General features: G+C 67.0%; 21 protein-coding genes. 7 read left to right on the forward strand and 14 right to left on the reverse strand.

Features of this window, described 5'->3' with window-relative positions:
- Nucleotides 1-161 precede the first annotated feature (161 nt).
- Nucleotides 162-2615, forward strand: coding sequence for an Rv1352/Rv1906c domain-containing protein (locus AC5RWD_RS05520; protein WP_494019048.1), 2454 nt, complete (start codon nt 162-164; stop codon nt 2613-2615).
- A 401-nt stretch (nt 2616-3016) separates the two neighbouring features.
- On the opposite strand, the gene AC5RWD_RS05525 is transcribed toward AC5RWD_RS05520, so the two are convergent.
- The 9 genes from AC5RWD_RS05525 to AC5RWD_RS05565 form a co-directional block, all read right to left on the reverse strand.
- Nucleotides 3017-4006 (reverse strand): ABC transporter permease, encoded by a 990-nt coding sequence (locus AC5RWD_RS05525; RefSeq protein WP_494019049.1) that lies wholly within the window; start codon nt 4004-4006, stop codon nt 3017-3019.
- On the reverse strand, nt 3996-4721 hold the full coding sequence (locus tag AC5RWD_RS05530; RefSeq protein ID WP_494019050.1) for an ABC transporter ATP-binding protein: 726 nt from the start codon (nt 4719-4721) through the stop codon (nt 3996-3998). Before AC5RWD_RS05530 ends, AC5RWD_RS05525 begins: the two co-directional genes overlap by 11 nt.
- A 55-nt stretch (nt 4722-4776) precedes the next feature.
- Nucleotides 4777-5931 (reverse strand): ABC transporter substrate-binding protein, encoded by a 1155-nt coding sequence (locus AC5RWD_RS05535; RefSeq protein WP_494019051.1) that lies wholly within the window; start codon nt 5929-5931, stop codon nt 4777-4779.
- Nucleotides 5932-6057: 126 nt separating this feature from the next.
- Complete coding sequence (locus tag AC5RWD_RS05540; protein WP_494019052.1) at nt 6058-7224, reverse strand: RtcB family protein; 1167 nt, start codon at nt 7222-7224, stop codon at nt 6058-6060.
- A gap of 141 nt (nt 7225-7365) precedes the next feature.
- Entirely contained in the window at nt 7366-8787 is a 1422-nt protein-coding gene (locus tag AC5RWD_RS05545) for a sulfate adenylyltransferase subunit 1 (RefSeq protein WP_494019053.1), read from the reverse strand.
- Nucleotides 8787-9734 (reverse strand): sulfate adenylyltransferase subunit CysD, encoded by a 948-nt coding sequence (gene cysD / locus AC5RWD_RS05550; RefSeq protein WP_314194858.1) that lies wholly within the window; start codon nt 9732-9734, stop codon nt 8787-8789. Before cysD ends, AC5RWD_RS05545 begins: the two co-directional genes overlap by 1 nt.
- Nucleotides 9731-10471 (reverse strand): phosphoadenylyl-sulfate reductase, encoded by a 741-nt coding sequence (locus tag AC5RWD_RS05555; RefSeq protein WP_494019069.1) that lies wholly within the window; start codon nt 10469-10471, stop codon nt 9731-9733. Before AC5RWD_RS05555 ends, cysD begins: the two co-directional genes overlap by 4 nt.
- 56 nt (nt 10472-10527) lie before the next feature.
- Entirely contained in the window at nt 10528-12267 is a 1740-nt protein-coding gene (locus AC5RWD_RS05560; protein ID WP_494019054.1) for a nitrite/sulfite reductase, read from the reverse strand.
- Nucleotides 12268-12411: 144 nt separating this feature from the next.
- Complete coding sequence (locus AC5RWD_RS05565) at nt 12412-13200, reverse strand: sirohydrochlorin chelatase (RefSeq protein WP_494019055.1); 789 nt, start codon at nt 13198-13200, stop codon at nt 12412-12414.
- Nucleotides 13201-13260: 60 nt separating this feature from the next.
- Here AC5RWD_RS05565 and AC5RWD_RS05570 point away from each other — a divergent pair, with 60 nt between their 5' ends.
- Nucleotides 13261-13932 (forward strand): trimeric intracellular cation channel family protein, encoded by a 672-nt coding sequence (locus AC5RWD_RS05570; RefSeq protein ID WP_494019056.1) that lies wholly within the window; start codon nt 13261-13263, stop codon nt 13930-13932.
- A gap of 14 nt (nt 13933-13946) precedes the next feature.
- Nucleotides 13947-14369 carry a hypothetical protein gene (locus tag AC5RWD_RS05575; protein ID WP_494019057.1) on the forward strand — a complete coding sequence of 141 codons (423 nt, stop codon included), beginning with the start codon at nt 13947-13949 and terminating at the stop codon, nt 14367-14369.
- A 140-nt stretch (nt 14370-14509) separates the two neighbouring features.
- On the opposite strand, the gene AC5RWD_RS05580 is transcribed toward AC5RWD_RS05575, so the two are convergent.
- The 4 genes from AC5RWD_RS05580 to AC5RWD_RS05595 all read right to left on the reverse strand — a co-directional run bounded on the left by AC5RWD_RS05580 (nt 14510) and on the right by AC5RWD_RS05595 (nt 18701).
- Complete coding sequence (locus AC5RWD_RS05580; protein ID WP_494019058.1) at nt 14510-14788, reverse strand: DUF559 domain-containing protein; 279 nt, start codon at nt 14786-14788, stop codon at nt 14510-14512.
- Between the two features lie 684 nt (nt 14789-15472).
- Nucleotides 15473-16573 (reverse strand): polyprenyl synthetase family protein, encoded by a 1101-nt coding sequence (locus AC5RWD_RS05585; RefSeq protein WP_494019059.1) that lies wholly within the window; start codon nt 16571-16573, stop codon nt 15473-15475.
- A gap of 9 nt (nt 16574-16582) precedes the next feature.
- On the reverse strand, nt 16583-17917 hold the full coding sequence (locus AC5RWD_RS05590) for a geranylgeranyl reductase family protein (RefSeq protein ID WP_494019060.1): 1335 nt from the start codon (nt 17915-17917) through the stop codon (nt 16583-16585).
- A gap of 4 nt (nt 17918-17921) precedes the next feature.
- A complete protein-coding gene (locus AC5RWD_RS05595; protein WP_494019061.1) occupies nt 17922-18701 on the reverse strand; it encodes a demethylmenaquinone methyltransferase in 780 nt (259 codons plus the stop codon).
- Nucleotides 18702-18825: 124 nt separating this feature from the next.
- Between AC5RWD_RS05595 and AC5RWD_RS05600 the strand changes: the two genes are divergently transcribed.
- The 4 genes from AC5RWD_RS05600 (at nt 18826) to AC5RWD_RS05615 (ending at nt 22956) form a co-directional block, all read left to right on the forward strand.
- Entirely contained in the window at nt 18826-20247 is a 1422-nt protein-coding gene (locus AC5RWD_RS05600; RefSeq protein WP_494019062.1) for an isochorismate synthase, read from the forward strand.
- Between the two features lie 199 nt (nt 20248-20446).
- The gene (locus AC5RWD_RS05605) at nt 20447-21253 is read left to right on the forward strand and encodes an ABC transporter substrate-binding protein (RefSeq protein WP_494019063.1); all 807 of its coding nucleotides are present in this window, start codon (nt 20447-20449) and stop codon (nt 21251-21253) included.
- A 97-nt stretch (nt 21254-21350) separates the two neighbouring features.
- A complete protein-coding gene (locus tag AC5RWD_RS05610; protein WP_494019064.1) occupies nt 21351-22142 on the forward strand; it encodes an amino acid ABC transporter permease in 792 nt (263 codons plus the stop codon).
- A 10-nt stretch (nt 22143-22152) separates the two neighbouring features.
- Nucleotides 22153-22956 (forward strand): amino acid ABC transporter ATP-binding protein, encoded by an 804-nt coding sequence (locus AC5RWD_RS05615; RefSeq protein ID WP_494019065.1) that lies wholly within the window; start codon nt 22153-22155, stop codon nt 22954-22956.
- A 98-nt stretch (nt 22957-23054) separates the two neighbouring features.
- On the opposite strand, the gene menD is transcribed toward AC5RWD_RS05615, so the two are convergent.
- Complete coding sequence (menD, locus tag AC5RWD_RS05620; RefSeq protein WP_494019070.1) at nt 23055-24734, reverse strand: 2-succinyl-5-enolpyruvyl-6-hydroxy-3-cyclohexene-1-carboxylic-acid synthase; 1680 nt, start codon at nt 24732-24734, stop codon at nt 23055-23057.
- Between the last annotated feature and the right edge of the window lie 271 nt (nt 24735-25005).

Consider the following 25005-nt stretch of genomic DNA (forward strand, 5'->3'; position numbering starts at 1 on the left):
CGGAAACACCAGTTCACGCAAGGTAACGCTGCGTCACATTGCGACAAGCAATCCGGGGCCTGTCCGCCATGGCGCTGACGGGCCGGAATTGTCTGTGGCGAGCCCTACAATAACTCCGATCGGGACCACCGATCGGTCTCAACATGGGGGAAGGACACTAGTTGTCTCTGCACGAACACGTCCGTACGCGGACGCGCCCTGGTCTGCTGACCAGGAGCATTGCCACAGCCGGCAGCATGGCGTTGCTTGCCGGACTCCTGATGGCTCCGGCAGCACAGGCGCTGCCGATGGAAACCGGCACTGTTACGGAGCCCGCACCGGCTCCGGTTGACCCGGCACCGGGCGACCCCGCTCCGGTTGACCCGGCACCAGCCGACCCCGCACCGGCTGATCCGGCACCGGTTGACCCGGCACCGGTTGACCCGGCTCCGGAAGGACAGCCGTCGGCCGAGGCCACGCCGGCGGAAACAGTACCCGCCGAGGCTACACCCGAGGAAACACTGCCCGCGGCGCCGGCCGCTCCCAAAAACATCAGCCTTCCCGTCGTCGAGGGGGATCCCGTCGTCGGCGGCACCCTCACGTCCACGGGTGGCCAGTGGAGCGGCGCCGGCTGGATCCAGTGCAGCTGGATTATCGACGGCGTTCCCGTCCAGACCGCCGGTCACGCAGTCGGCGAGGCGGATGTCCTGAACATCGTCCCGTCCATGGCCGGCAAGAGCGTCCAGCTCACTGTGGTGGCATCGTCGGAGGCCCAGGCTCCCGGCACCGAAGTGTCGGCGGCGGCGGCAGTCACCGTTCGCCCGGGCGCCTTCACAGGGGTTGTTTGGAGCAACGCCGTGGCGGGCCGGCCTGCCGTGGGCCAGGAGCTGTCGTTGGGCACTCCGCAGTGGGATAACTCCGCAAACCAGGGAGCCGTGGCATTCCAGTGGTTCCGTGGAACTGTGGCCATCGCATCGGCCACAACGTCGCGCTACACAGTCACAGCCGCGGATGTCGGACAGAAACTGTGGTCCAAAGTGACCCTGTCAGCGCCGGGCTTCACCGCGGTGGAACTCTCCACTGTCCAGGTCACCGGAGTCTCCGCGACGTTCCTAACCGCGCCGGTTCCCACCGTCAGCGGAACCGCCCGCGTGGGCCAGGTGCAGACGGTGAACGCCGGAACGTGGGCTCCCGGCGGCGCCGCGCTGTCCTACCAGTGGTACCGCGGAACCGCGGCCATCGCGGGCGCGGTGGGCCGTACGTACACGACTTCCGCTGCCGACTACGGCAAAGCACTCAAGGTGCGGGTGCGGGCAACCAAGGCCGGCTTCCTCACTGTTGACCGTGTCTCCGCCGCCCGCACGATTGCAGCCGGGACGATTGTTGCCACGAAGCCCCTGACCGTCGTGGGAACCCACCGTTACGGCAGCACCGTCAAGGTGTCCCAGGGCTGGCCGGCCGGCACGACCATCCGGTACCAGTGGTACCGGAACGGCGTAGCTATCAGGGGCGGCACCGGATACGCGCTGTACTTCAACCCCAGCTACATCGGTTCACGGGTGAACGTGAAAGTCACGGTCTCCAAGCCCGGCTATGCAACGCGGTCTGTCACCACTGGCGCCGTCACCGTCGCCAGGGCGCTCATCACCCTGAAGACGGCGCCAAGGATCACTGGGGGAACCTCACTGGGTTCTGTCCTCACCGCCAACGTCGGCACCTACTCCCCCGCGCCGTCGGCCTACGCGTACCAGTGGTACCGCAACGGTTCCGCCATCTCCGGCGCGCGTTACCGCACCTACCGCCTCACTGCGGCGGACAACGGCAAGTCCATCACGGTCCGCGTATCCGCGAGCCTGATCTACTCGGACACCCGGGTCACAATGAGTCCGGCATTCAAGCTGCCGGTCTGGGCTGTGACTGTCCTTCGCGGTGACGGCACGTACCGCGTGGGAACGCAGATCAAGCCGGGCCTGTACAAATCCACGGGCGGATCCTTCTGCTACTGGGCACGGCTCGGCGGGTTCTCGGGGAGCCTTAGTGACCTCATTGAGAATGACATCGTCTCAGGAGTTACGTACGTGCAGATCCTTCCTGGTGACGTTGGCTTTGAAAGTGACGGCTGCGGCGCTTGGACCACGGTCCCGTCCACCGGAGCACGAGCGACAACCATCACTAGAGATGGAATTTACCGGGTGGGCATAGACCTGCAGCCTGGCTTGTACAAGGCAACTGGGACCGGCTCCGGCTGTTACTGGTCCCGATTGAGCGGCTTCGCCGGAGGCCAAATCAAAGTCAATGACTACGGACCTGCGCGCACTTATGTCCAGGTTCTACCCGGCGACGTCGGATTTGAGACCGACGGCTGCGGCACTTGGACGCTCGCCCCAGCCACTGGCGCGAAAACCACTCGTATTACGGCCGACGGTACCTACCGAGTCGGCGTCGACATCCTGCCCGGAACCTATTACGGATACGCCTCCGGTGATTTCTGCATGTGGACGACATTGGCAGGCTTTAGCGGTGATTACAGCGACATCGTGGATTGGGACACGCATAGCGGACCGATGGTCGTAACGATCCCTGCCTGGGTGAAGGGCTTTCAGGTCTACGGCTGTGGAACGTTAACCCGCGGCTGACGGACGGTTAGCCGAGGGCCCGACGGCGATTATCGCCGTCGGGCTCTTTTGTGCGCTGCGGCAGGGTGGCACCCGCTGCCGTCGTGGGGGACTTCGGCTGCGAAAGAGGCCAGAATCCGCCCTATTCTCGGCGTATCCCGGGTCAATGTGAACCATTTTTGTTTGGCTCAACAAAAGGCTGACAGGCCGACGGCGGCTGCTGTCTTGAGGTGGTCTGGGCCGCCGTCGTGGGGGACTTTGGCCGCGAAATGGGTCTGAATGCGCCCCATCCCTGGCGTGTCGCGTCTGGATGTGCACCGGTTTGGTCGCTGCTCGGCTGACAGCAGGCGCCAAACCCAGCGGGCAGCAGAAAGCCCGACGGCGATCATCGCGTCGGGCTTTCCGGTTAACTTTGGGGGTGCCTAGCGGGTGCTGCCTGCCAGGAGGCCGCGGCGCTGGAGCAGGCGCTTCTCGATTGGCGCGAACACCAGCAGTTCGATCAGGATGCCGACGGCCAGGATCAGGAGGATCGCGGACATCACGATGGTCATGTCGGCGAGGTCGCGGCCCTGGTTCAGCATGGAGCCGAGGCCGAAGCCGATGGTGCCGCCCACCGCAATGATTTCCGCAGCCATGAGCGAACGCCAGGAGAATGCCCAGCCCTGCTTGAGCCCGCTGAGGTAGCCGGGAAGTGCTGCGGGAAGGATGATCTGCACGGCCATCTGGAGCCGCGAGGCGCCGAGGACGGTGCCCACGCTGCGGTACTGCGGCGGGATCTGGTCAACGCCGGAGATCAGGCCGTTGATGATGGACGGGATCGCGCCCATAAACACCACGAAGTACACGGTCGCATCGGTGAGGCCGAACCAGATGATGGCGGCCGGCACCCAGGCGACGGACGGCAGAACCTGCAGGCCGGAAATCAGCGGGCCGAACGCCCTGCGCAGCGGCGCCACCTGGGCCAGGAGCAGACCGACCGGCGTGGCGATCGCGACGCTGATCAGGAACCCGAGGAGCCCGCGCTGCAGCGACGTCCAGACCGCCTCCTGCAACGAACCCTCAGCCCACAGCGTGCCGAACTGCTCCACCACATCCATGGGGCCGGGCACCTGGTCGCGGCGTTTGAAGCCCAGCGAAACGTAGAACTGCCAGATGATGATGAGCACCACGACGGCGGCGACCGGCAGCAGAACGCGGCTCCAGTCGACCCGGGCCTTGCGCACCGCGTCCGACTGCAGCGAGTCCAGCCCGGATTCCAGTTCGCGAAGATCCGCCGAGCCAGTAGAGGTCCGGGTCAGCGCGGCGTGGATTTTTGTGGATTCGGTGCTTGAGCTTGTCGAAAGCTCAGTGGCCCCAGGCTCAACCAGCGGGGTCTCGACGGGCTCGGCCACGGGAGATGAATTACTTGGCATGGCGGCGGATCTCCTCTCGCAGCCGGGCGGTGATGACCCCGGTCAGCTGTCCGGCAAGACCGGCGTCGGTACGGTGTTCTTCGGTGACTTCCCATTCCTGCACCACGCGGCCGGGCCGGGAGGACAGCAGGAGGACTCGCTGGCCCAGCCGGACCGCCTCGCGGACGTTGTGGGTCACAAAGACGATGGTGCGTCCGGTTTCCTTCCAGATGCGCTCAAGTTCGTCGTGCAGCAGGTCGCGCGTGATGGCGTCCAGGGCCGCGAATGGCTCATCCATGAGGAGCAGCTGACGGTCCTGCGCGAGCGAGCGGGCCAGGGCTACACGCTGGCGCATGCCGCCGGACAGCTCGTGCGGACGGCGGTCCGCTGCCTCGGACAGATGGACCAGGTCCAGCAGTTCGGCAGCCTTCACGCGCCGCTCGGCCTTGCCGAGGCCGCGCAGTTTCAGCGCCAGCTCCACGTTTTCGCGGGCGGTGAGCCAGGGAAACAGGGCAGAGTCCTGGAACATGAAGGCGGCGCCGTCGCTGGGCACCTCCAGGGCGCCCGACGTCGGGAGCTCCAGTCCAGCCATGATGTTCAGCAGGGTGGACTTGCCGCAGCCGGACGCACCGAGGAGGGCGACGAACTCGCCCTTGCCGATGGTGGCGTTGACGTCGTCCAGCACCGGGGCGCCTTCGCCGAAGCGCTTGCCCAGGTTCTCCAGTACGACTGGCATGGTCCCGTCCTTTGTTCGTGGTGCGTAAAATTCGGCGGTGCAGATGCGGGCCGGGCTAGTCCCGGCCCAGCCCTGCAGCTGTGGTCTTTTCCGTGGCCACTGAGTTCAGCGCCCGGAGGTCGAAGAGGCCGTTGAGGTCCGCCTGCTTGGTGGTGCCGGCGTCCACGCCGTCCTGCAGCAGCTTCTTATACGTTCCCGCCAGCGGGTCCACCGTGAACACGATGTTCTTCAGGGAACGGTCAATAACGTTCTGGGCCAAGGCCTTGCCGGCGTCCTGTTTGAGGGCAGCGTTGACGACGGCGGCCTTCTCCGCTCCCGGGGTGTCGTTGAGCCACTTCACGGCCTCGACGTGGCCCTTGAGCAGGGCCTCGACGGTCTGCGGGTGCTCCGCGGCGAACTTCCTGTTCACGATCAGGATGGTGGTGGGGAACTCGCCGGGCTTGCCGGTCAGCGACCCGTCCCACAGGTCCTTCTCGTCCACCAGGACCTTGGCGCCGGCCTGGAGCACCAGACGGGAGGCCCACGGCTCCGGCAACCACACGCCGTCGAGCTTGCCGTCCTGGAACAGCTTCAGGGTCTGGGCGTTCTCGGTGGGGTTGATCGCAACGTCCCCGCCGCCGTCGGGAGTGGTTTTGTAGCCCTGCTTGCCGAGCCAGGCGCGCAGCGCAACGTCCTGGGTGCCGCCGAGCTGCGGGGAGGCCAGGGTCTTGCCCTTCAGGTCAGCCGCGGTCTTGATCTCCGGCTTGACCACCAGCTGCGCGCCGCCGGAGGCTGCCCCGGCGATGATGCTGACGGACTCACCCTTGCTCTTGACGAAAGAGTTGATGGCCGGATTCGGGCCGATGTAAGTGGCATCAATCGCGCCGGCGTTAAGCGCCTCGATCGCGGCCGGGCCCGCGTTGAACACCTGGGTGCTCAACTTGGTGTCACCCAGCTCCTTCGCGATGAAGCCCTGCTTCACCCCGACGAGCGCCGGCGCGTGCGTAATGTTTCCGAAGTAGCCCAGCTTCAGCTCGGCTGCGGGGCTGCCCGCCGCATCAGGGGCCGCCGCGGCATTGGAATCCCGGGCCACAGCCGACGCAACAACCGCACCCACACTGATCAGCAGGACGAGGCCGACGGCAAGCGCGACTTCCAAGGCACGGCGGCGCTTGGGCGTCTGGCTCTCACCGGCCACAATGCGGGTCATGCCCGGCCTGGAAGTACTCATGGATTCACCATAGGGACTGGCATAAACGGCGTTCAACGGAGCGGAAACCCGGGGTCACGCAGGTTCATCCAACGTCATATTCGGCCACAAAAATCCGCCTGCCCGCGGGCCACTGGAATTTCGGGGCTAATCCCCCTTGACATTGACCAGCTGGCGCAGCCGGTGCCGCACCTTCACCAAATCCGCGGCGTCGCGCATGACCACGTCGATGGGCTTGTAGGCTGCCGGGATCTCATCGATGAACGCCTCGCTGGCCCGGAACTCGATGCCGTGCATGGCGTCCTTCAGCTGCGCCAGCGAGAAGGCCTTGCGCGCAGCATTGCGCGAGTACTCCCGGCCGGCGCCGTGCGGCGAGGAGTTCAGGGAAGCGGTGTTGCCGAGCCCCTCCACAACGTAGGACGCCGTTCCCATGGAGCCCGGGATCAGGCCGGGGTCTCCGGCTTCAGCCTTGATGGCGCCCTTGCGCGACACCCAGACCGACTTTCCGTAATGCGTCTCCTGCTGGGTGAAGTTGTGGTGGCAGTTGATCCGTTCCCTCTCCTTGACTGTTCCGCCGACCCAGTCACTGAACTGCCGGATCACCCGGTCCATCATTTCCTCGCGGTTCAGGAGGGCGAAGTGCTGGGCCCAGCGCAGCTCCTTGATGTACCGCGTAAACTGCGGTGTCCCCTCCTCCAGGTAGGCCAGGTCACGGTCCTCCAGCGTGATGCGCTTGTCGCGGGCAACTCCCTGCGCCACGTTGATGTGGTGCTGGGCGATCTTGTTGCCAACGCCCCGGGAGCCCGAATGCAGGAAGAGCCAGACGGCGTCGGTCTCGTCCGTGCACACCTCGATGAAGTGGTTGCCGGAGCCGAGCGAACCAAGCTGGAGGTCCCATTTCGCCACGTACTGCGCGGGATTGAACCCCGCCTTTTCGGCCCGCCTGTGCAGTTCGGCGATGCGCGGTTCCGCCGTGGCTGTCACCCTGCGGTTGTTGTGGCCGGCGGACAGCGGGACGGCGCGCTCGATGCCCTCACGCAGCGGCTTCCGGTCCCGCGGGAGGTCCTTGAGCGTGTACTGGGTCCGCACCGCGATCATGCCACAGCCGATGTCCACCCCGACGGCAGCAGGAATGAGCGCGCCGAGCGTCGGGATGACAGACCCCACGGTTGCGCCCTTGCCCAGGTGCGCGTCCGGCATCAGCGCCAGGTGCGGGTAGATGAAGGGCAGGCGGGAGGTGGTCAGTGCCTGCTCACGGGTCTTGTCGTCCAGGATCGATGCCCAGTTGATGAGCCGGCTGGTGATGGTTTCCATGCTTCGCCTCCCACTCTTGATGATGGTGGGCCGGGCGGAGGGCGGCAAGTGCCCGGAAACAGCGAGGTCGCCGCAAGCGTGTGAAGTCGCCGCAATTTTGCGGCGGCCTCGCACGTTTCCGGCGACCTCAGTGCACTGACCTTAGATGGAGTAGCGCTCGTCCTCGTGGTCGCCCGGGTGGTCCTTGACCAGGCCGGCGGCGAGGGTGTTGCCGTCGAGCGGGTCGATCACCAGGAACGCGCCGGTGCGGCGGTGGTGCAGGTAGTTCTCGAGCGGCAGTGGGGCGGCGAGCCGGAGCTGCGCGTGCCCGATGTCGTTGAGCTCCAGGCTGGAGGCGCCTTCGAGCTTGAAGGTGGCCAGGTCCAGCTTGCCGTTGACGCTGCGGACCAGGGCCTGCACGGTGCGGGTGCCGTGCTTGACCAGGACCTTGGCGCCCTCGCGGAGCGGCTTCGGGGACAGCCAGCACAGCTGCGCGTACAGGTCGGCTGAGCTTTCGCGGACCGTGCCTGCGGCGGCGATGGTGTCACCGCGGGCGACGTCGAACTCGTCGGCCAGGCGGATCGCCACGGACTGCGGGGCGGAGGCTTCCTCCAGCGAGGCGCCGGCGAAGTCGATCCCAATGACCGTGGTGGTGCGCGGGTCCTGGCCGGGCGTCAGCACGCTGACCTTGTCCCCCACCTTCACGGACCCCTCGGTGATCTGCCCGGCGTAGGCACGGTAGTCGCGGTATTCCTCGACGTCGAGCCCGCCGGCCACGGCGTCGGGTGCCAGCGCACCCTGCGGCCGGATCACCAGCTGCACGGGGAAGCGGAAGCTCTCCAAGTGGCTTTCGAGTTCGTCGGCGGCGGGCAGCGTTTCGAGGACCTCGAGCAGCGCGGGGCCGGTGTACCAGGGGGTGCGCTCCGAGCGCTCCACCACGTTGTCGCCGTCGAGTGCGGAAACCGGAACCACGAGCAGGTCGGTGATCCCATCGGATCCGAGGCCCAGCTCGCGGCCCACCTGCTGCACGTCGGCCTCGATCTCGCGGAACACGGTCTCGCTGAAGTCCACGAGGTCGATCTTGTTCACGGCCACGATCACGTGGGCCACGCGCAGCAGCTGCAGCACGGACAGGTGGCGACGGGTCTGCTCCAGGACACCCTTGCGGGCGTCAATGAGGACGACGACGGCATCCGCAGTGGACGCGCCAGTCACCGTGTTCTTTGTGTACTGCACGTGCCCGGGGCAGTCCGCGAGGATGAAGCTGCGGCGGTCCGTGGCGAAGTAGCGGTAGGCGACGTCGATGGTGATGCCCTGCTCGCGCTCGGCGCGCAGGCCGTCGGTCAGCAGGGCGAGGTCGATGCCGCCTGCAGCGCCGCCGAAGCCGCGGTCGGCCGAGGTGCGGGCAACAGCGTCGAGCTGGTCGGCGAGGATGGCCTTGGAGTCGTGCAGGAGCCGGCCCACCAAAGTGGACTTCCCGTCGTCGACCGATCCCGCGGTGGCGAAGCGGAACAGCGAGGCGGAAGCGAGCGGGGCCTCGTCCAGGAGCGCCGCGGCGCGGGCGGTGTCAATGTCGGTAGTCATTAGAAGTAGCCGTCCTTCTTGCGGTCTTCCATGGCGGCCTCTGAGATGCGGTCGTCCGCACGGGTGGCGCCACGTTCGGTGATGGTGGAGGCGGCAACTTCGATCACGACGTCGCGCACTGTGGCGGCGGCCGACTCAACGGCGCCGGTGCAGGACATGTCACCGACGGTCCGGTAGCGGACGGTCTTGGTGATGACTTCCTCGTGCGGCAGCGGCTGGGACACCTCGCCCACGGCGCGCCACATACCGTCGCGGGCGAAGACCTCGCGCTCGTGGGCGTAGTAGAGGCCCGGAAGTTCGATGTTTTCGCGCTCGATGTAGCGCCAGACGTCCAGTTCGGTCCAGTTGCTGATGGGGAACGCACGCACGTGCTGGCCCACCGTATGGCGGCCGTTGTACAGGTTCCACAGTTCGGGGCGCTGGTTGCGCGGGTCCCACTGGCCGAACTCGTCGCGCAGGCTCAGGATGCGCTCCTTGGCGCGGGCCTTGTCCTCGTCGCGGCGGCCGCCGCCAAATACGGCGTCGAACTTATTGGACTGGATGGCGTCCAGGAGCGGAACGGTCTGCAGCGGGTTGCGGGTGCCGTCGGCACGCTCCGCCAGCTCGCCGCGGTCGATGAATTCCTGGACGCTGCCGACGACGAGCTTCAGTCCCAGCCGCTCCACCGTCCGGTCGCGGAAGTCGATGACCTCCGGGAAGTTGTGGCCGGTGTCCACGTGCAGCACCGGGAAAGGGACCTTGCCCGGCCAGAACGCCTTGGTGGCCAGGTGCAGCATGACCACGGAATCCTTGCCGCCGGAGAACAACAGCGCCGGCTTCTCGAACTCGGCCACAACCTCGCGGATGATGTGGATCGCTTCGGATTCGAGGGTGTCCAGGCTGGAGAGGCGCGTTGAGGCAGCTGCGTCGGTCACCAGGGTGGTCTCCTCAGTTAGGAAAGTGCTCATACGTGTAGTCCGCATTCTGTCTTGTTGGTTCCTGCCCAGCGGCCGGCGCGGGGATCCTCGCCGGGAGCCACCTTGCGGGTGCAGGGCTGGCAACCGATGGAGGGGTAGCCCTGGGACAGGAGCGGGTTGACGGGCAGGAGGTTGTCGTCCGAGTACTGGACCAGCTGGTCGAACGTCCAGGCCGCCATCGGGTTGACCTTGACCAGGCCGTTGGCCTCGTCCCACGTCACCAGCGGGGTGTTGGTGCGGGTGGGGGCCTCGTCGCGGCGGACGCCGGTGAACCAAAGTTCGTAGCCGGAGAGGGTGCGGCGTAGCGGGGCCACCTTGCGGAGGGCGCAGCACTGGGCGGCGTCGCGGGCGAACAGGTCCTTGCCGAGGAGGCGGTCCTGCTGCTCCACGGTGTTCTCGGGGAGTACGTCCACCACGTTGATGCGGAGGTTCGCGGCCACCTCGTCGCGCGTGGCGTAGGTTTCCGGGAAGTGGTAGCCGGTCTCCAGGAAAAGGACGTCGACGCCGGGAAGCTGGTCGGCGACCAGTGCCGGCAGGACGGCGTCGGCCATGGAGCAGGCGACGGCGACGGCGGGCATGTCGAAGTTGCGCTCCACCCAGGCGATGACGTCGCGGGCAGGGGCGTCCCAGCCGAGCTCGGCGGCGCCGGCCTCGGCCAGGGCCTTCAGCTCCTCGTGGGAACGGAGCGTGTTGGTCGAGCTTGTCGAGACCGGGGTTTCGCTCCCCAGCCGCTCAACCACCGGGGCAGGCTCAACCACCGGGTCGACTCCAAGTGCGTGCTTGCTCACTGGAGTGCCTCCTCGTCAGCTGCGTGTGCCCACTCGGCGAAGGTCTGGCCCTCGGCGCGGTCAGCGACGAACTTGCGGACAACCCGCTCGACGTAATCGGGCAGGTCAGCCACGTAGACCTTCAGGCCGCGGACGGTGCGTCCCAGGCCAGCCTCTTCGCGGTCGGTGGACGCCAGCCCGCCGCCCAGGTGGACCTGGAAACCCGGGGTGGGGTCGCCGTCGGGCGTGGGGAGCATCATGCCCTTGAGGCCAATGTCCGCGGTCTGGATGCGGGCGCAGGAGTTGGGGCAGCCGTTGATGTGCAGCGACAGGGCGTGCGGGAGCTGGCCGCTGTCTGCGAGGTCGGCCAGGCGGCGTTCCAGCTCGGCGACGGCGGTTGCTGCGGTCATCTTGGTTTCGACGATGGCCAGCTTGCAGTATTCGATGCCGGTGCAGGCGATGGTGCCGCGGCGGAACACGGACGGGCGGGCGGACAGGCCCAGCGCGTCGAGTTCGGCCACGAGCGGCTCCACCTCGTTCTTCTCCACGTCCAGCACCACGATCTTCTGGTGCGGGGTGGTGCGCAGGCGGTAGGAGCCGCGGGCCTCGAGGGTGTCCGCGAGCTTCACCAGCTGCGCGCCGGAGAGGCGGCCGGCTATGGGGGTGGCGCCGATGAAGAACTTGCCGTCCTTCTGTTCGTGCACGCCCACGTGGTCGCCCGGGGTGGACGGCTTGGGTGCGGCGGGACCGTCGGCGAGCTTGTAGCCGAGGTATTCGTCCTCGAGGATCTGGCGGAACTTCTCCGGACCCCAGTCGGCCAAAAGGAACTTCAGGCGGGCCTTGGTGCGCATCCGGCGGTAGCCGTAGTCACGGAAGATGCTGGTCACGCCGAGCCACACGTCCGCGGCCTGCTCCGGGGTGACGAACGCGCCGAGGCGCTTGCCGAGCATCGGGTTGGTGGACAGCGCGCCGCCTACCCACAGGTCGTAGCCCACGCCGAGTTCAGGGTGGCGGACGCCGACCAGGGCGCAGTCGTTGATCTCGTGCACCACGTCCTGGCTCGGGTGGCCGGTGATGGCGGTCTTGTACTTGCGCGGCAGGTTGGAGAGCAGCGGGTTGCCGATGAACCGCTCGCCCAGCTCTTCGATGAGCGGGGTGGGGTCGATGATCTCGTCCTTGGCGATGCCTGCCACCGGGGAGCCGAGGATGACACGCGGAACGTCGCCGCAGGCCTCGGTGGTGGACAGGCCGTTGCTCTCGAGGCGGCGCCAGATCTCGGGGATGTCCTCCACGCGGATCCAGTGCAGCTGGATGTTCTGGCGGTCCGTGAGGTCCGCGGAATCGCGTGCGAAGTCCACGGAGATCTGGCCGATGACGCGCAGCTGCTCGGTGGTCAGCGCACCGCCGTCGATGCGGACGCGGAGCATGAAGTACTTGTCCTCAAGCTCGTGCGGCTCCAGCGTCGCGGTCTTGCCGCCGTCGATCCCGGGCTTGCGCTGCGTGTACAGGCCCCACCAGCGGAAGCGGCCGTGCAGGTCCTGGCCGGGGATGGCGTCGAAGCCTTCCTTGGCATAGATGGACTCGATACGCTCGCGGACGTTGAGGCCGTCGTCTTCCTGCTTCCAGGTTTCGTTGGCGTTTAGCGGGGTGGTTCCGTCCACCTTCCACTGGCCGTGAGGCTTGGCGGCGGGTCGGGAGGCACGGGCGGGGCGCGCGGGCTTGTCCGTGGACGCTCCGGCTAGAGCTGTATCAGTCATGCATCGACTGTAGAGCCGCGCCGAAATACGTCACAAAGGACCGGAAATGCTAAGTCACCTAAGGAAACATTTCGTCATGACTCGCCGGGAGGCCTTGAACGGCGCCGCCGCCTGTGCTTCCGGCGGCCTGATTCCCTGCCCTTTTCAGGACGTGACTGCGTGGGCGGCCAGGGCGGCGTCGTACCGTTCCAGCGCGATCTCCGCGAGCACCGGGGAGGGCAGCAGCGGCTCGGTCACGAGGTCCGCCCCGGCCTTGGCGAGCTGGTCGTGGAAGAAGCCCGGCGCCAGGAGATACGAGGCCACCACCACGCGCCCGCCTAGGCTCACGCCGCCGGCCGACTCCCCCGCACCGGCACCGCCCGCGGCCTCCTCGCGGAGCATGGCGACGGCTTCGGGCACGGACGGTTTGGCCGAGGCACCGTACGCGGGCACAATCCGGTTGGACCGGAGGTCCCTCAGCTGGTCGGCCAGTTCCTCGACGCTGACGGCGGCGTTCGGGTTGGATGAGCCCGCGGCGGCGAGGACGATCGCGTCGTTGTCCGTAACACCGGCCTCCCGCAGCCGCTGGTCCAGCAGGGCGGCGAGGCGGCGGTCGGGCCCCAGCGGGGCAGCGGCCACCGTGCCCGGCCGGCTCTTAACGGCCTTGGCGATGTCCACTTTCACGTGGTAGCCCACACTGAGCAGCAGGGGAACGACGACGGCGGAAGCGACGGCGGGCGGGCCGGCTGGGTCACCGGCCTGTGCGACGGCGGGGTCCGCAGGGAGCCCCGCCACCACATCCACCAGATCGGGCTGCTGGACGTCCACATACGCTTCGCGGACATCGAGCCCCGGACGCAGCGCGGCAATGGCGTCCCGAAGGGCGTTGACCTCGGCGGCTCCCTGCGCGTTGGAGGTCCCATGGGCACAGGCGATCAGGATCGGGCTATTCATAGGGGCTAGCGTAACGTTGGAGCTGCACTGTCCGCCCCTTGAAATATGCCGGGACGCTCCATGACTTTCTCTTTTGACATCGCCCTGGCATGGCTGGACCTGGCCGGCATTTTCTTTTTCGCGGTGTCCGGCTCGCTGCTGGCCGCGCGGAAGCAGTTCGACCTCCTCGGGTCCCTGCTGCTCGCTTCCCTGGTCTCGCTGGGCGGCGGCGTGATCCGCGACATCATCCTCAACTCCGGCCCGCCCGCTGCGTTCAGCAACCCCGCCTACCTGGTGCCGCCGCTGCTGGCCACCGTGCTGGTGTACTACCTGTTCTCCAGCGTCCAGCGCTTCACCTCACTCCTTATCCTGTTCGACGCGGCCGGCCTGGCCCTCTTCTGCATCACAGGGACGCTCAAGGCGCTGTCCCTTGGAATGAACCCCGTCGCCGCCGTGCTCCTCGGCGTCACCACGGCGGTGGGCGGCGGGCTACTGCGCGATATCACCGCCAACGAAGTGCCGCAGCTGTTCGATGCCCGGGACCTCTACGCCCTGCCTGCCTTCAGCGGCGCCGCACTCACCACAGTCCTGTGGGTCATCGGCGCCTTTAATCCCCTCTCCGCATGCGCCGTGGCGGCCTTGGTCTTCGCGTTCCGCGTGGTGGCCTGGCGCCGCTCATGGCGCATTCCGCTGGCGGTCCGGGGGTGGCACCGGCTAGGGCTCGAGAGCGGGAATTCAAGGGGCCGGGATTAGCTAGGATAAGAGCCATGACTGACATGTTCCTCGAGAAGTTCCGTGCGCTTGTTCCGAAGTATCTCGAAGACGAATGGCAGGAAGAAGACGGGCTGTCCGCCGAGGAATTGGACGCGGAGCTCGCCGATCACCAGTTCACCATCCCCCTCGTGCTGCGCGAGTTCTACCTGGCGCTCGGCGGATGCGAGGACCTCATGGAGGCCTACCACTACTTCTGGGATCCCGAGGAACTCGAGGTGGACGACGAAGGCTTCCTCATGTTCCTCGAGGACGAGGAAGAAAACTTTACCTGGGGCTTCCGCATCGGCGACCTGAGCGTCCCGGACCCCATCGTGTACCGCCGGAACAACGCCCGCGGCCAGTGGAAGAGCGAGGAAGGCACCTTCTCCGAGTTCGTCTTCGACATGTTCGACTGGGCCTTCAACGACGAGGACTAGGTTCCCCGCCTCCTAGTCTCTGCGGCGCCGTCCTGACCCTGTTTGGCTGCTGACGGGCTGCGATTCGCCGCCGAGCCGGCGTGTCGCGGCAGCCGAGCCTGCAAAGAAGGTCACGACGGCGGAACTCATCTGGGTGGGCATCACTCGTGCTCAGGTGCGAACCTGCCCAATGCCCGGAACCGGAGCGCCGCCAGCACCTCCTCCACCATTGCCGCGGGACGGTACACCACGTCGTAGTAATACCGCAGCGTCAGGTAGCCCCCGAGCATGCCCGCGTTGTTCCTCCGCTGGTCCTTCTTGACCTGCCGGGGCTGGAAATGTGTGGAGCCGTCCGACTCCACCACCAAGCATTCCTCAACCAGGCAATCCACCTCGCCCACCCCTGGCAGGATGACATGCATGGAGACCAGCGCGGACAAAATGTTCAGGCTCCTGCCGGCACTTCAGCGCGTGAAGAAGCACATCGGCCAGGCCCGCTAAGGGATAGCCGGGGTCGGGAGCGTGGAAACACGGCCATGGTCAACTACCCCGGCCTAGGCACTCCATTGCCGCAGCTCAGGTGCAGTTCCGTCGGTGGATGCAGCACCCAGAGGCTGTAGAACCGCGCGGCCGACACGCACGTGAGCCGGCCGTTCGCCCTAAAGGCGGCCAGGACGCCGTCGTCCGCGCTGAGCGGCGCCGGGGAGGCCCGGACTTGCCTATGTGCACAAGCAACCGGTCCGTCGTGTGACCCACTTCGGCGGGAATCTCTTACGGGGTAAGCCGCCGCACCGGCGTGTCCGTTGCCGCGGGAAGCCAAGCAGGGTCAGGAAGGCTGTCCCCAGTAAGCCGTGTGACACGCCGATTAACAACTGATTTGGACAATGTGACAAAGCTGTCATAGAGTGTTTCTCGGATCCACTGAATGCCTCCGGTGGATTTGATGCGAACGGAGAGACGGCCCCGGTTCCGCGCAGCGTATGACTCGTGACGCTGCTTGGAACCGGGGCCGTTCCGTTTAAGCCGGGCAAGCCTTGAGCGGATCAAGCCGGTTAAGCCAGAAGGCCCGGCACCTCGCGTGAACTGTTCGCGGGTGCCGGGCCCTTCCGTGGCTGGCCAAAAACCTAGCTGGCGCGGTCCACCACAGCGTGCGCGAAGCTGGACAGCGAGGCCTTCACAACGCCCTCGGGCAGCGGGGCCAGCGCGGCGATGGCGTCGGCCGCCCAGGCGCGGGCCACCACCCAGGACTCCGCCGTGACGGGATGCTCGCGCAGCCCGGCGACGGCTTCGGCCAGGGCCTCATCCGAGGAGAGATCGCCGTCGATCAGCTTGAGAAGTTCGACGGCGGACTGGTCGCCGTCCGCTGCGGCCTTGCGGAGCAGCAGCACGGGAAGGGTCGGGACGCCTTCGCGGAGATCGGTGCCCGGGGACTTTCCGGACTTGACCTTGACGCCGGTGACGTCGATGACGTCGTCGGCGAGCTGGAACGCGACACCCACCTTCTCGCCGTATTCCACCAGAACGTTCTCGTAGGCCTCATCGGCGCCGGAGAAGATGGCACCGAACTGGCCGGAGGCCGCCACCAGCGAACCGGTCTTGTCCGCGATCACGGACAGGTAGTGCTCCACCGGGTCCTCGTCCGGGCGCGGGCCGACGGTTTCGTGCAGCTGGCCGAGGCACAGCCGCTCGAAGGTCCGGGCCTGGATGCCGAGCGCACGGGAGCCGAGCTCGGACACGAGGATGGAGGCACGGGCGAAAATGAGGTCGCCGGTGAGGACAGCCACGGAGTTGCCCCAGACCTCGTGGGCCGTGGGGGCGCCGCGGCGGAAGGGCGCTGAGTCCATGACGTCGTCGTGGTACAGCGTGGCCAGATGCGTCAGCTCAACCACGACCGCGGCCTGCACCACGGCGGGCAGCGACGCGTCACCCAGATGGGCGCAGAGCAGGGTCAGCAGGGGACGGATGCGCTTGCCGCCGGCCTCCACGAGGTGACGCGACGTTGCGTCAGCCAGGGGGTCGGAGTTGGCGATCGCTTCGCGGAGCTTCTTCTCCACCCGGGCCAGGTTGGTGGTGATGGCAGGACCCAGGTCAGGGTCCTCCGCGATGGCCGCGAAACCTGCCGGCAGCTGCAGTCCGGTGGCGATGGCGGTGGTGTTAAGGCTGGGTTCGGAGCCCGGCAGGCCGTGCCCGGCATGCGTCCAGCTGTGGTTCGCGGAGTTGGTCACGGGTTAACCCTAACTTTTTGTTGCGGAAACCGCTGATTTGACGCCGGAGGAGGCAAGGGCGGAGGTGTTGGAGGTGGCCGGGACCAGCAGTTCGAGCACGCGGATCACACGGTCCTCGAAGCCCTTGGCCGACGGGTCGGTCAGGTTGGCCAGCAGCCGGACCACAAAGCGCATCAGCACGGGAATGGGCATGCCGGTCCGCAGGGCGAGCTTCATGACGACGGGCTTGCCGATCAACGCTGCGAAGGCACGCCCCAGCGTGAAGTGGGATCCCCACTGTTCCCGGACGTAGTCCGCGTACCCGGCGAGCCGGGTGTCGGCGTCGGACGCGTTCCAGCCGCCTGAAGCGGAACGGGAGCTGGCGTCAATAATGAACTCGGCCGCGAAGCGGGCGGACTCCATGGCATAGGAGATGCCCTCGCCGTTGAACGGGGACACCATGCCGCCGGCGTCGCCGAGGAGCAGCAGGCCGGGCGAGTAGTGCGGAGTGCGGTTGAAGCCCATCGGCAGGGCGGCGCCGCGGATCTCCCCCACCTGGTTCTCGGGAGTGAAGCCCCATTCGGCGGGCATGCCGGCGGTCCATTCGCGGAGCACCTGCTTGTAGTCGAGCTTGCCGAATTCCTTGGAGGAGTTGAGGATGCCGAGGCCCACGTTGGACGTTCCGTCGCCGACGCCGAACACCCAGCCGTAGCCGGGCAAGAGCTTGCCGTCCCGGCCGGGAAGTTCCAGCCAGCCTTCCATCCAGTCGTCTTCGTGCCGCGGGCTGTGGAAATACGTGCGCACCGCGACTCCCAGAGGCCGGTCGTCACGCTTCTGGATGCCGAGGGAGACGGCGGTGCGGGTCGAGTTGCCGTCGGCGGCAAGCACGACGTCGGCGGTGAAGTCGAGCGTCTCCCCCGTCTTTCGTCCGGACTCGTCCAGGGTCGCTGCGCGCACGCCGGTCACGCGGCCGTCCTCGCCGCGGAGCGCCTCGGTTACGCTGTGGCGTTCCAGGACGGTGGCCCCGGCGGCCTGCGCATGGCGGGCGAGTTCCTCGTCAAAGCCCAGGCGGGTGCGGATCAGGCCGTACTGCGGGAAGTCGGACACCTCGGGCCAGGGCAGTTCGAGGCTGCGGCCGCCGGCGAGGAGGCGCAGCCCCTTGTTCCGGCGCCAGCCGTCCTGCTCGGGGTGCGGCAGGCCGAGCTTCTGGATCTCGCGGACAGCCCGCGGAGTGAGTCCGTCGCCGCATACTTTTTCGCGCGGGAAGCTGGTCTTTTCCAGGACCGTAACGTCAATGCCGGCTTTGGCGAGGTAATACGCGGCGGTGGATCCGGCGGGACCCGCGCCAACAATCAGTACTTTCACAGTGTCAGCGGGCGGTCCGCGGGAGGTTGCGGCGCAGCTTGGCCACCGGGCCGGTGTGGGCGGCGATTGCTTCCGCCGAGCCGTTACCGGTGACCGGTTTGTGGGCGCGGTGGACGGCCACGATACCGCCGCTCAGGTTGCGGTAGGTGACGTCCTGCCATCCAGAGTCCTGCAGCCAAGCAGCCAGGTGGTCCTGGTCCGGCCAGGCGCGGATGGACTCGGCGAGGTAGACGTACGCATCCGGGTTGGAGGAAACCTTGGTGGCGATGGCTGGCAGGGCGCGCATGAGGTACTCGGTGTACATGGTGCGCCACAGCGGAACCACGGGCTGGGAGAACTCGGCGATGACCAGCTTGCCGCCCGGCTTGGTGACCCGGAGCATCTCGGCCAGTGCCTTCTTGGGCTCGTTGACGTTGCGCAGGCCGAAGGAGATGGTGCTGGCGTCGAAGGTGTTGTCGGCGAAGGGCAGGTTGGTGGCGTCCCCGGCGATGAAGTCGATGTCGGGACGGCGGCGCTTGCCCACCTTGAGCATGCCGAGGGAGAAATCGCAGGCCACCACGTTTATGCCGGCATCGGCATATGGCTCGCTGGAGGTTCCCGTTCCGGCGGCCAGGTCCAGCACCCGCTGGCCTGCCCGGACGTCCATGGCTTCGACCACAACCTTGCGCCACCGGCGCGTCTGCCCCATCGAGAGGACATCGTTGACGACGTCGTATTTGGGTGCGACGTCGTCAAACATCGTGGCTACTTCGTCCGGACGCTTATCCAAGGATGCTCGGTTCACCCTGACATTGTCTCAAAAGTTCAGCAGGCTTCGTGACACGGCCGCCGCCGGGCGTGGTGGGCTGAGCCGGAGGTACTTAAAGGTACCGAGGGGGCTAAGTAGAACAGAGTACTGTTGACCCATCATGACCAGCACGCTCCGCACCCTGACAGTCCCTTTGGATGGAGAATCGGCTCCCGAGGGACTGCCGTCGTATCTGGTCCGCGATGACGTTCTGTGCTGGACCCGGCGCGAGGCCGGCCTGGTGGGCTACGGCGAAGCCGCGCGCTTCACCGCCACTGGCCCGGAGCGGTTCCTCGAGGCCGACATCTGGTGGCGCCACCTGGTCATCGAGGCAGACATCACCGACCACGTGGAGTGTCCCGGCACCGGCCCGGTGGCATTCGGGTCCTTCGCATTTTCCAAGGCTTCAGAGCATGAATCCCGCCTGATCGTGCCGGAGATCGTGGTGGGCGTCCGGGACGGCCGCGCCTGGCTAACCCAGATAACGGCCGACGACGTCGAGCTCACCGAAGCGGGCGCGTTCGCCGCCCTGAAGGGGTGGCTGGAGTCGGGCCAGGCCCCCGCCGTCGTCTCCGGCGCCTCCGCTACGGACGGGCGGCCCGCGGAGCCGGGGGCCGCCGCGGACCCGGCGGCCGCCGTCGTACTTCCGGACCCGGGGGCCGCCGTCGTACTTCCGGCCCCCGCCTCACTGAGGGCTCCGGCCACGCTGAAGACGGGTTCCCTCAGCGAAGAGGACTGGATGGACGCCGTTACCGCCGGTGTTGCCGAAATCCGCACCGGGAAACTGGAGAAGCTGGTCCTGGCCCGGGACATTGTGGCCACCATTCCAGAGGGTGTGAACGCGGCCGAGGTGCTCCGGCAGCTGGCCGGACGGTACCGGGAATGCTGGACCTACGGCGTGGACGGCCTCGTGGGTGCGACGCCGGAAATGCTCATCCAGGTGGAGGGCCGCACCGCGCAGGCCAGGGTGCTCGCCGGGACACTGGACCGCCGGGACGCCGTGGGCGAGGCGGGGCTGCCGCTGGACTACGCCGAGCGTGTTCTGGCCGGATCGGAGAAGCAGCGGCACGAGCACGAGATCGCCATCCAGTCGCTGACCACCCAGCTCGCGCCCTTCTCCGAGGCAATGAATGCCCATGACGAGCCCTTCATCCTGGAGCTGCCCAATGTGTGGCACCTCGCGTCCGACGTCAAGGCCGAGCTCGCCGAGGTGGAGGGCCACGTCCCCACCTGCCTTGCGCTGATCAACGCGCTGCACCCCACCGCCGCCGTATGCGGCACGCCCACGCAGGTTGCGGGGGCGCTGATCCGGCAACTCGAGCACCTGGACCGGGGGCCGTACGCCGGCCCGGTCGGCTGGCTGGACGCCGCAGGCAACGGCGAGTGGGGCATCGCGCTGCGCGGCGCCGTCATCGAGTCCCCCACGACTGTGCGGCTATATGCCGGCTGCGGGATTGTCGAAGGCTCCCAGCCCGAGGCGGAGCTTGCCGAGACGTGGGCCAAGTTCCGGCCGATGCTGGAGTCGCTGGGGATCAGCAGCTGACCTCAGGCCGCAGGTGGTGTCGCTGCCTGCGGCCAGCCTGTCTCGGATTCCGGACAGGCCAGCGATTAAAGCCCTTGAAAAACGTTGTGGTTTAGTTATCAAATAGTGAAACTTAGTTTTCTGTGATGCACATCTCCTCTTCGGCGATACACTATGAACCGATTTAGTTCCGCATACCCCTGCAACAAAAGGTAAAGAAATGCAGCTCAAGTCCCGTGCCACGGCCAAATTCAGCGCCAAGGCAGCCGCAATCCTCGCCGTCGGGGCCATCAGCCTCACCGCTTGCGGCGGCGGCAGTTCCACCCCGGCTGCCACCAGCAGCAGCGGCGTGCAGCTCATCAATGGCGGCAAGCTCACCGTCTGCTCCGATGTCCCCTACGAGCCCTTCGAATTCCAGAAGGACGGCAAGATCGTCGGCTTCGACATGGACATCGCAGGCGAGCTCGCCAAGGACATGAAAGCCGAACTCAACGTGGTGGACAGCTCCTTCGAGGCCATCGAGACCGGCACTGCACTCACCGGTTGCGACGTTTCCATCTCGTCCGTATCCATCACGGATACGCGCAAGGCCGTCATGGACTTCTCCGATCCGTACCTGAACGACGACCTGACGCTCGTGGCAACCGAGGCATCCGGCATCACCAACCTCGACAGCGCCAAGGACAAGAAGGTGGGCGTCCAGCAGGCCACCACGGGTGCCAAGTACGCCAAGGACAAGGGCCTCGACGCACAGCAGTTTGAGGATACCGGCCTCCTGGTCCAGGCTCTCAAGGCCGGCACCATCGACGCCGCTTTGGGCAACCAGTCAGTCCTCGGCTACGCCATCAAGGACGACTCCAAGTTCAAGCGCGTCGAGAACTACGCCACCGGGGAAAAGCTCGGCATCGCGGTCAAGAAGGGCAACACCGCCATGCTTGACCAGGTCAACACGACGCTCAAGCGCCTGACCGACGACGGAACCCTCAAGAAGTTCGAGACCCACTGGTTCGGCGAAGCCACTAAGTAGCCGGCGCGCCTGACACCCACGTGGCAGGGGCCCCGTCCGGGATCTGTACAACAGTCCGAACGGGGCCTCAACTGCGCAAAACGAATGTGAGTACACCATGGCAATGACCGCACGACAGCGGGCCAGAGTAAGTCTGTACGTCCAGGCCGGGATTTTCGTTGTGGCTGTGGCCGCGCTGATCCTGGCCACCGACTGGAAGACCGTTACCACCAACGTCTTCAACTTCGGCAAAATCGGCCCGATGTTCCCGGACATCTTCTTGTCGGGCCTGAAGAACACCCTGATCTACACGTTCCTCGGGTTCATCGTGGGTCTGTCCGGAGGGCTGCTGCTGGCCCTCATGAAGCTCTCCAGCTTCCCGCTGTACCGCTGGATCGCCACGGGCTACATCGAATTCTTCCGCGGCATCCCGGCGCTGCTGGTGTTTATCGCCTTCGGCTACGGGGTTCCGTTGGCGTTCGGTGTGCAGTGGAACGTTGCCGTCGTCGTCATGGTGTCGTTGGGCATGGTGGCGGCCGCCTACATCGCCGAGACGCTCCGCGCAGGCCTGCAGGCCGTGCCCAAGGGCCAGACGGAAGCCGCGCGGTCGCTGGGCATGCCGCAGTGGCGGGCCATGGTCACGATCGTCATCCCCCAGGCGTTCAGGATTGTCCTGCCGCCGCTGACCAACGAGGTCATCCTGCTGACCAAGGACTCGTCGCTGATCTACGTGCTGGGCCTGACGGCGTCCCAGTACGAGCTCACCAAGTTCGGCCGCGACGGCATCTCCAGCCTCGGCGCAGGACTCACCCCGCTCCTGGTGGCGGGCGCGTTCTACCTCGTGGTCACCATCCCGCTGAGCCTCCTGGCCCGGAAGTTCGAAAGCCGCTCCGCGCGGACCAAGCGTTAGGCAGAGAGTCATGAACGACGTCGAAATTCACTCCCCTGCCCAAGGCGGGCGCGTCCACGCCGCCGGTGTGGCCATCAAAGACCTGCGCAAGTCGTATGGCTCCAACGAGGTCCTCAAGGGCATCAGCCTGGACGTCGCACCGGGTGAAGTGGTGTGCCTGATCGGTCCGTCCGGGTCCGGCAAGTCCACGCTCCTTCGGTGCGTCAACCTGCTGGAACAGCCAAATGAGGGCAGCATCCACGTGGGCGGCTTCGACGCCACTGACCCGGACGTGGACATCGACAAGATGCGCCGCAAGGTGGGCATGGTGTTCCAGCAGTTCAACCTGTTTCCGCACCTCAACGCGCTGCGAAACTGCACCGTGGCGCAGACCAAGGTGCTGAAGCGCCCGGAGGCCGAAGCGGACAGGATCGCCCGTGCCAATCTTGAGCGTGTGGGGCTCGGCCACCTCGCCGACCGGTACCCGGACCAGCTCTCCGGCGGCCAGCAGCAGCGCGTGGCGATTGCCCGCGCGCTGAGCATGGATCCGGAGCTGATGCTGTTCGACGAGCCCACTTCCGCCCTCGACCCTGAAACCGTGGGCGACGTCCTTTCAGTCATGCGGAACCTGGCCAAGGAAGGCATGACCATGCTGGTGGTCACGCACGAGATGGGCTTCGCCCGTGAAGTGGCTGACCGTGTGGTGTTCATGGACGGCGGCGTTGTGGTCGAGGAGGGTGTAGCCGAGCAGGTCATCTCCACCCCCACCCAGGGCCGCACCAAGGAATTCCTCCGCCGCGTCCTGGACCCGACCCACATCGAGATCGCCGAGTAGGGACTCGCAGGACACGCAAACTCCTTCAGGACACGGAACCGGTCCGGGGACACTCACATTCGGGTGTCCCCGGACCGTTTCGATGCCCGGTCCGGGTCCTAGCCGGCGAGCACCCCGGCCACGGCCGCGCCTACCGCTGCTTTGATCCTGCCGTGCAGCGCCCGGAGTTCGTGCCGGTCCGTGCGAACCTCAATGATGGTCCGCCCGGTGAGGGGCGCGGCAAGCGCCTCGGCGAGTCCCGCCGTCGTACTCACCGAGCAATGCCCGACGCCGTAGGCTGCGGCGAGTGCCGCAATGTCCACTGAGTGCGGGGTACCGAAAAGACGTTCGACGGCGTCCCCGTAGCCGCCGGCCTCGGCAACCGCGCCGTGTTCGAGGAGGCTGAAGATGGCGCCGCCGGCGTCGTTCAGGACGACGATGCGCAGCTGCGGCTGTTCCTCGCCGGCGCCAAGGAAGAGGCCGCCGGCGTCGTGCAGGAAGGTGACGTCGCCGAGCAGCAGGGTGGTTTCCTGGTGGCCGCCGAGGGCGATGCCGGTGCCGGTGGAAATGGTGCCGTCGATGCCCGCCAGGCCCCGACTGGCGAAAACCGTGGCGGCCGGCTCGGGTGCGGGCTGGCCGGCGAGGTCCACGTCACGGATGCCGTTAGATGAGCCGAGGACCAGCTGGCCGCGGGCATGCTGCCAGACAAGTGAGCCGACGGCGGGACCGGTGGCCGCCTCTGCCGTGGCGAGTATGCCGTCGACGGCATGTTGGGCCGCGGCTCCGGCGAGCAGCCAGGCGTCGAGCCAGGCGGACGGACCCCAGCCGGCGAACTCGGCGAGCTCGGCCAGGCCGGCGATGGGCGTTTCGCGGCGCCGGCCCGGCTCGTACCAGGCAACCGGCACCGGTTCATAGAGGGCTGCCGGGATATCCGTCCGGGCCAGCAGCGCCGACACCGGCCGGGAAAGCGTGGGGCGGCCGAAGACCACGGCACGCTCAATGGGCTGGTCCGAGTCCGGGCCGAAGTGCTCCAGCAGCAGGCGGTACGGTCCGACGGCGTTGGGGCCGAAACGCGAGTTGGACGACGGTTCGGCCAGCAGCGGCAGTCCATGGGCGCGGGCGAACGCCTCGGCGACCGGACCGGCGTCGTGCCCGGCAAGGACCACGGTGCGCCGTTCGGGAAGGTCCGCGGCGGCGGGATCGAGGGTCATGGTGAGCGGTTCGGTGCCGATCCGGAAGGTCCCGTGGCCGCGCTGCTCCGGCAGCCGCTCCCCCGCCTCCGGCACGAGGGGGTCGCGGAAGGCGAGGTTGAGCTGCACGGGTCCCGGCGGCGTGTCTTCGAAGGCCCCGGTCGCAGCGGCAAGCGAGGTTTCCACCGCGCGCTGCGGGCTCTCGCCGGCGGGAACGTCCACGGCGAAGCGGACGTGCTCGCCAAACAGGTCAAGCTGGATGGTGGTCTGGTTCGCGCCCGTTCCGCGCAGTTCATCTGGCCGGTCCGCCGAAACCACCACCAGCGGGACGGCGGCGTGGTTGGCCTCCATCACCGCGGGAAGAAGATTTCCGACGGCGGTCCCCGACGTCGTCAGCACGGCTGCCGGCGCTCCGGTGGCCAGGGCAAGACCCAGTGCGGTGAACCCGGCCGAGCGCTCGTCGATCCGGACCAGCAGCTCGACCTTCCCGGCCGCGGAGGCCTCCGCAAGCGCGTAGGCCATGGGGGCAGACCGCGAGCCCGGCGCCACCACGACATGCCGGACCCCGCCGTCGAGCAGCGCCGCCACGGCTATCCGTGCGGCCGCCATGGACGTCAGGGCGGGCTCGCGATCAGCGTGGTCTGGGGTACGGACAGTAGGGCCGGAAGGCTCGGCAGGTTCGTGCGAAGTCACCGAACCAGTCTGCCACCAACGGACGCTCTCTCAGATTCTGAACTGCTCCCCGGAAGTTGGACTGAAATATTCAGTTCCGTTTTGTGGGGGGCAGTTTTATGCGTGCGTCTAGTTCGTTGTCAGAGGTCCAGCGCAAGGCCGCTGTAGCGTGGTTCGAGAAAGGCATCGCAGCTAGGGCGACGGCCGG

It is taken from the genome of Arthrobacter sp. CMU6 (genome assembly GCF_059090205.1).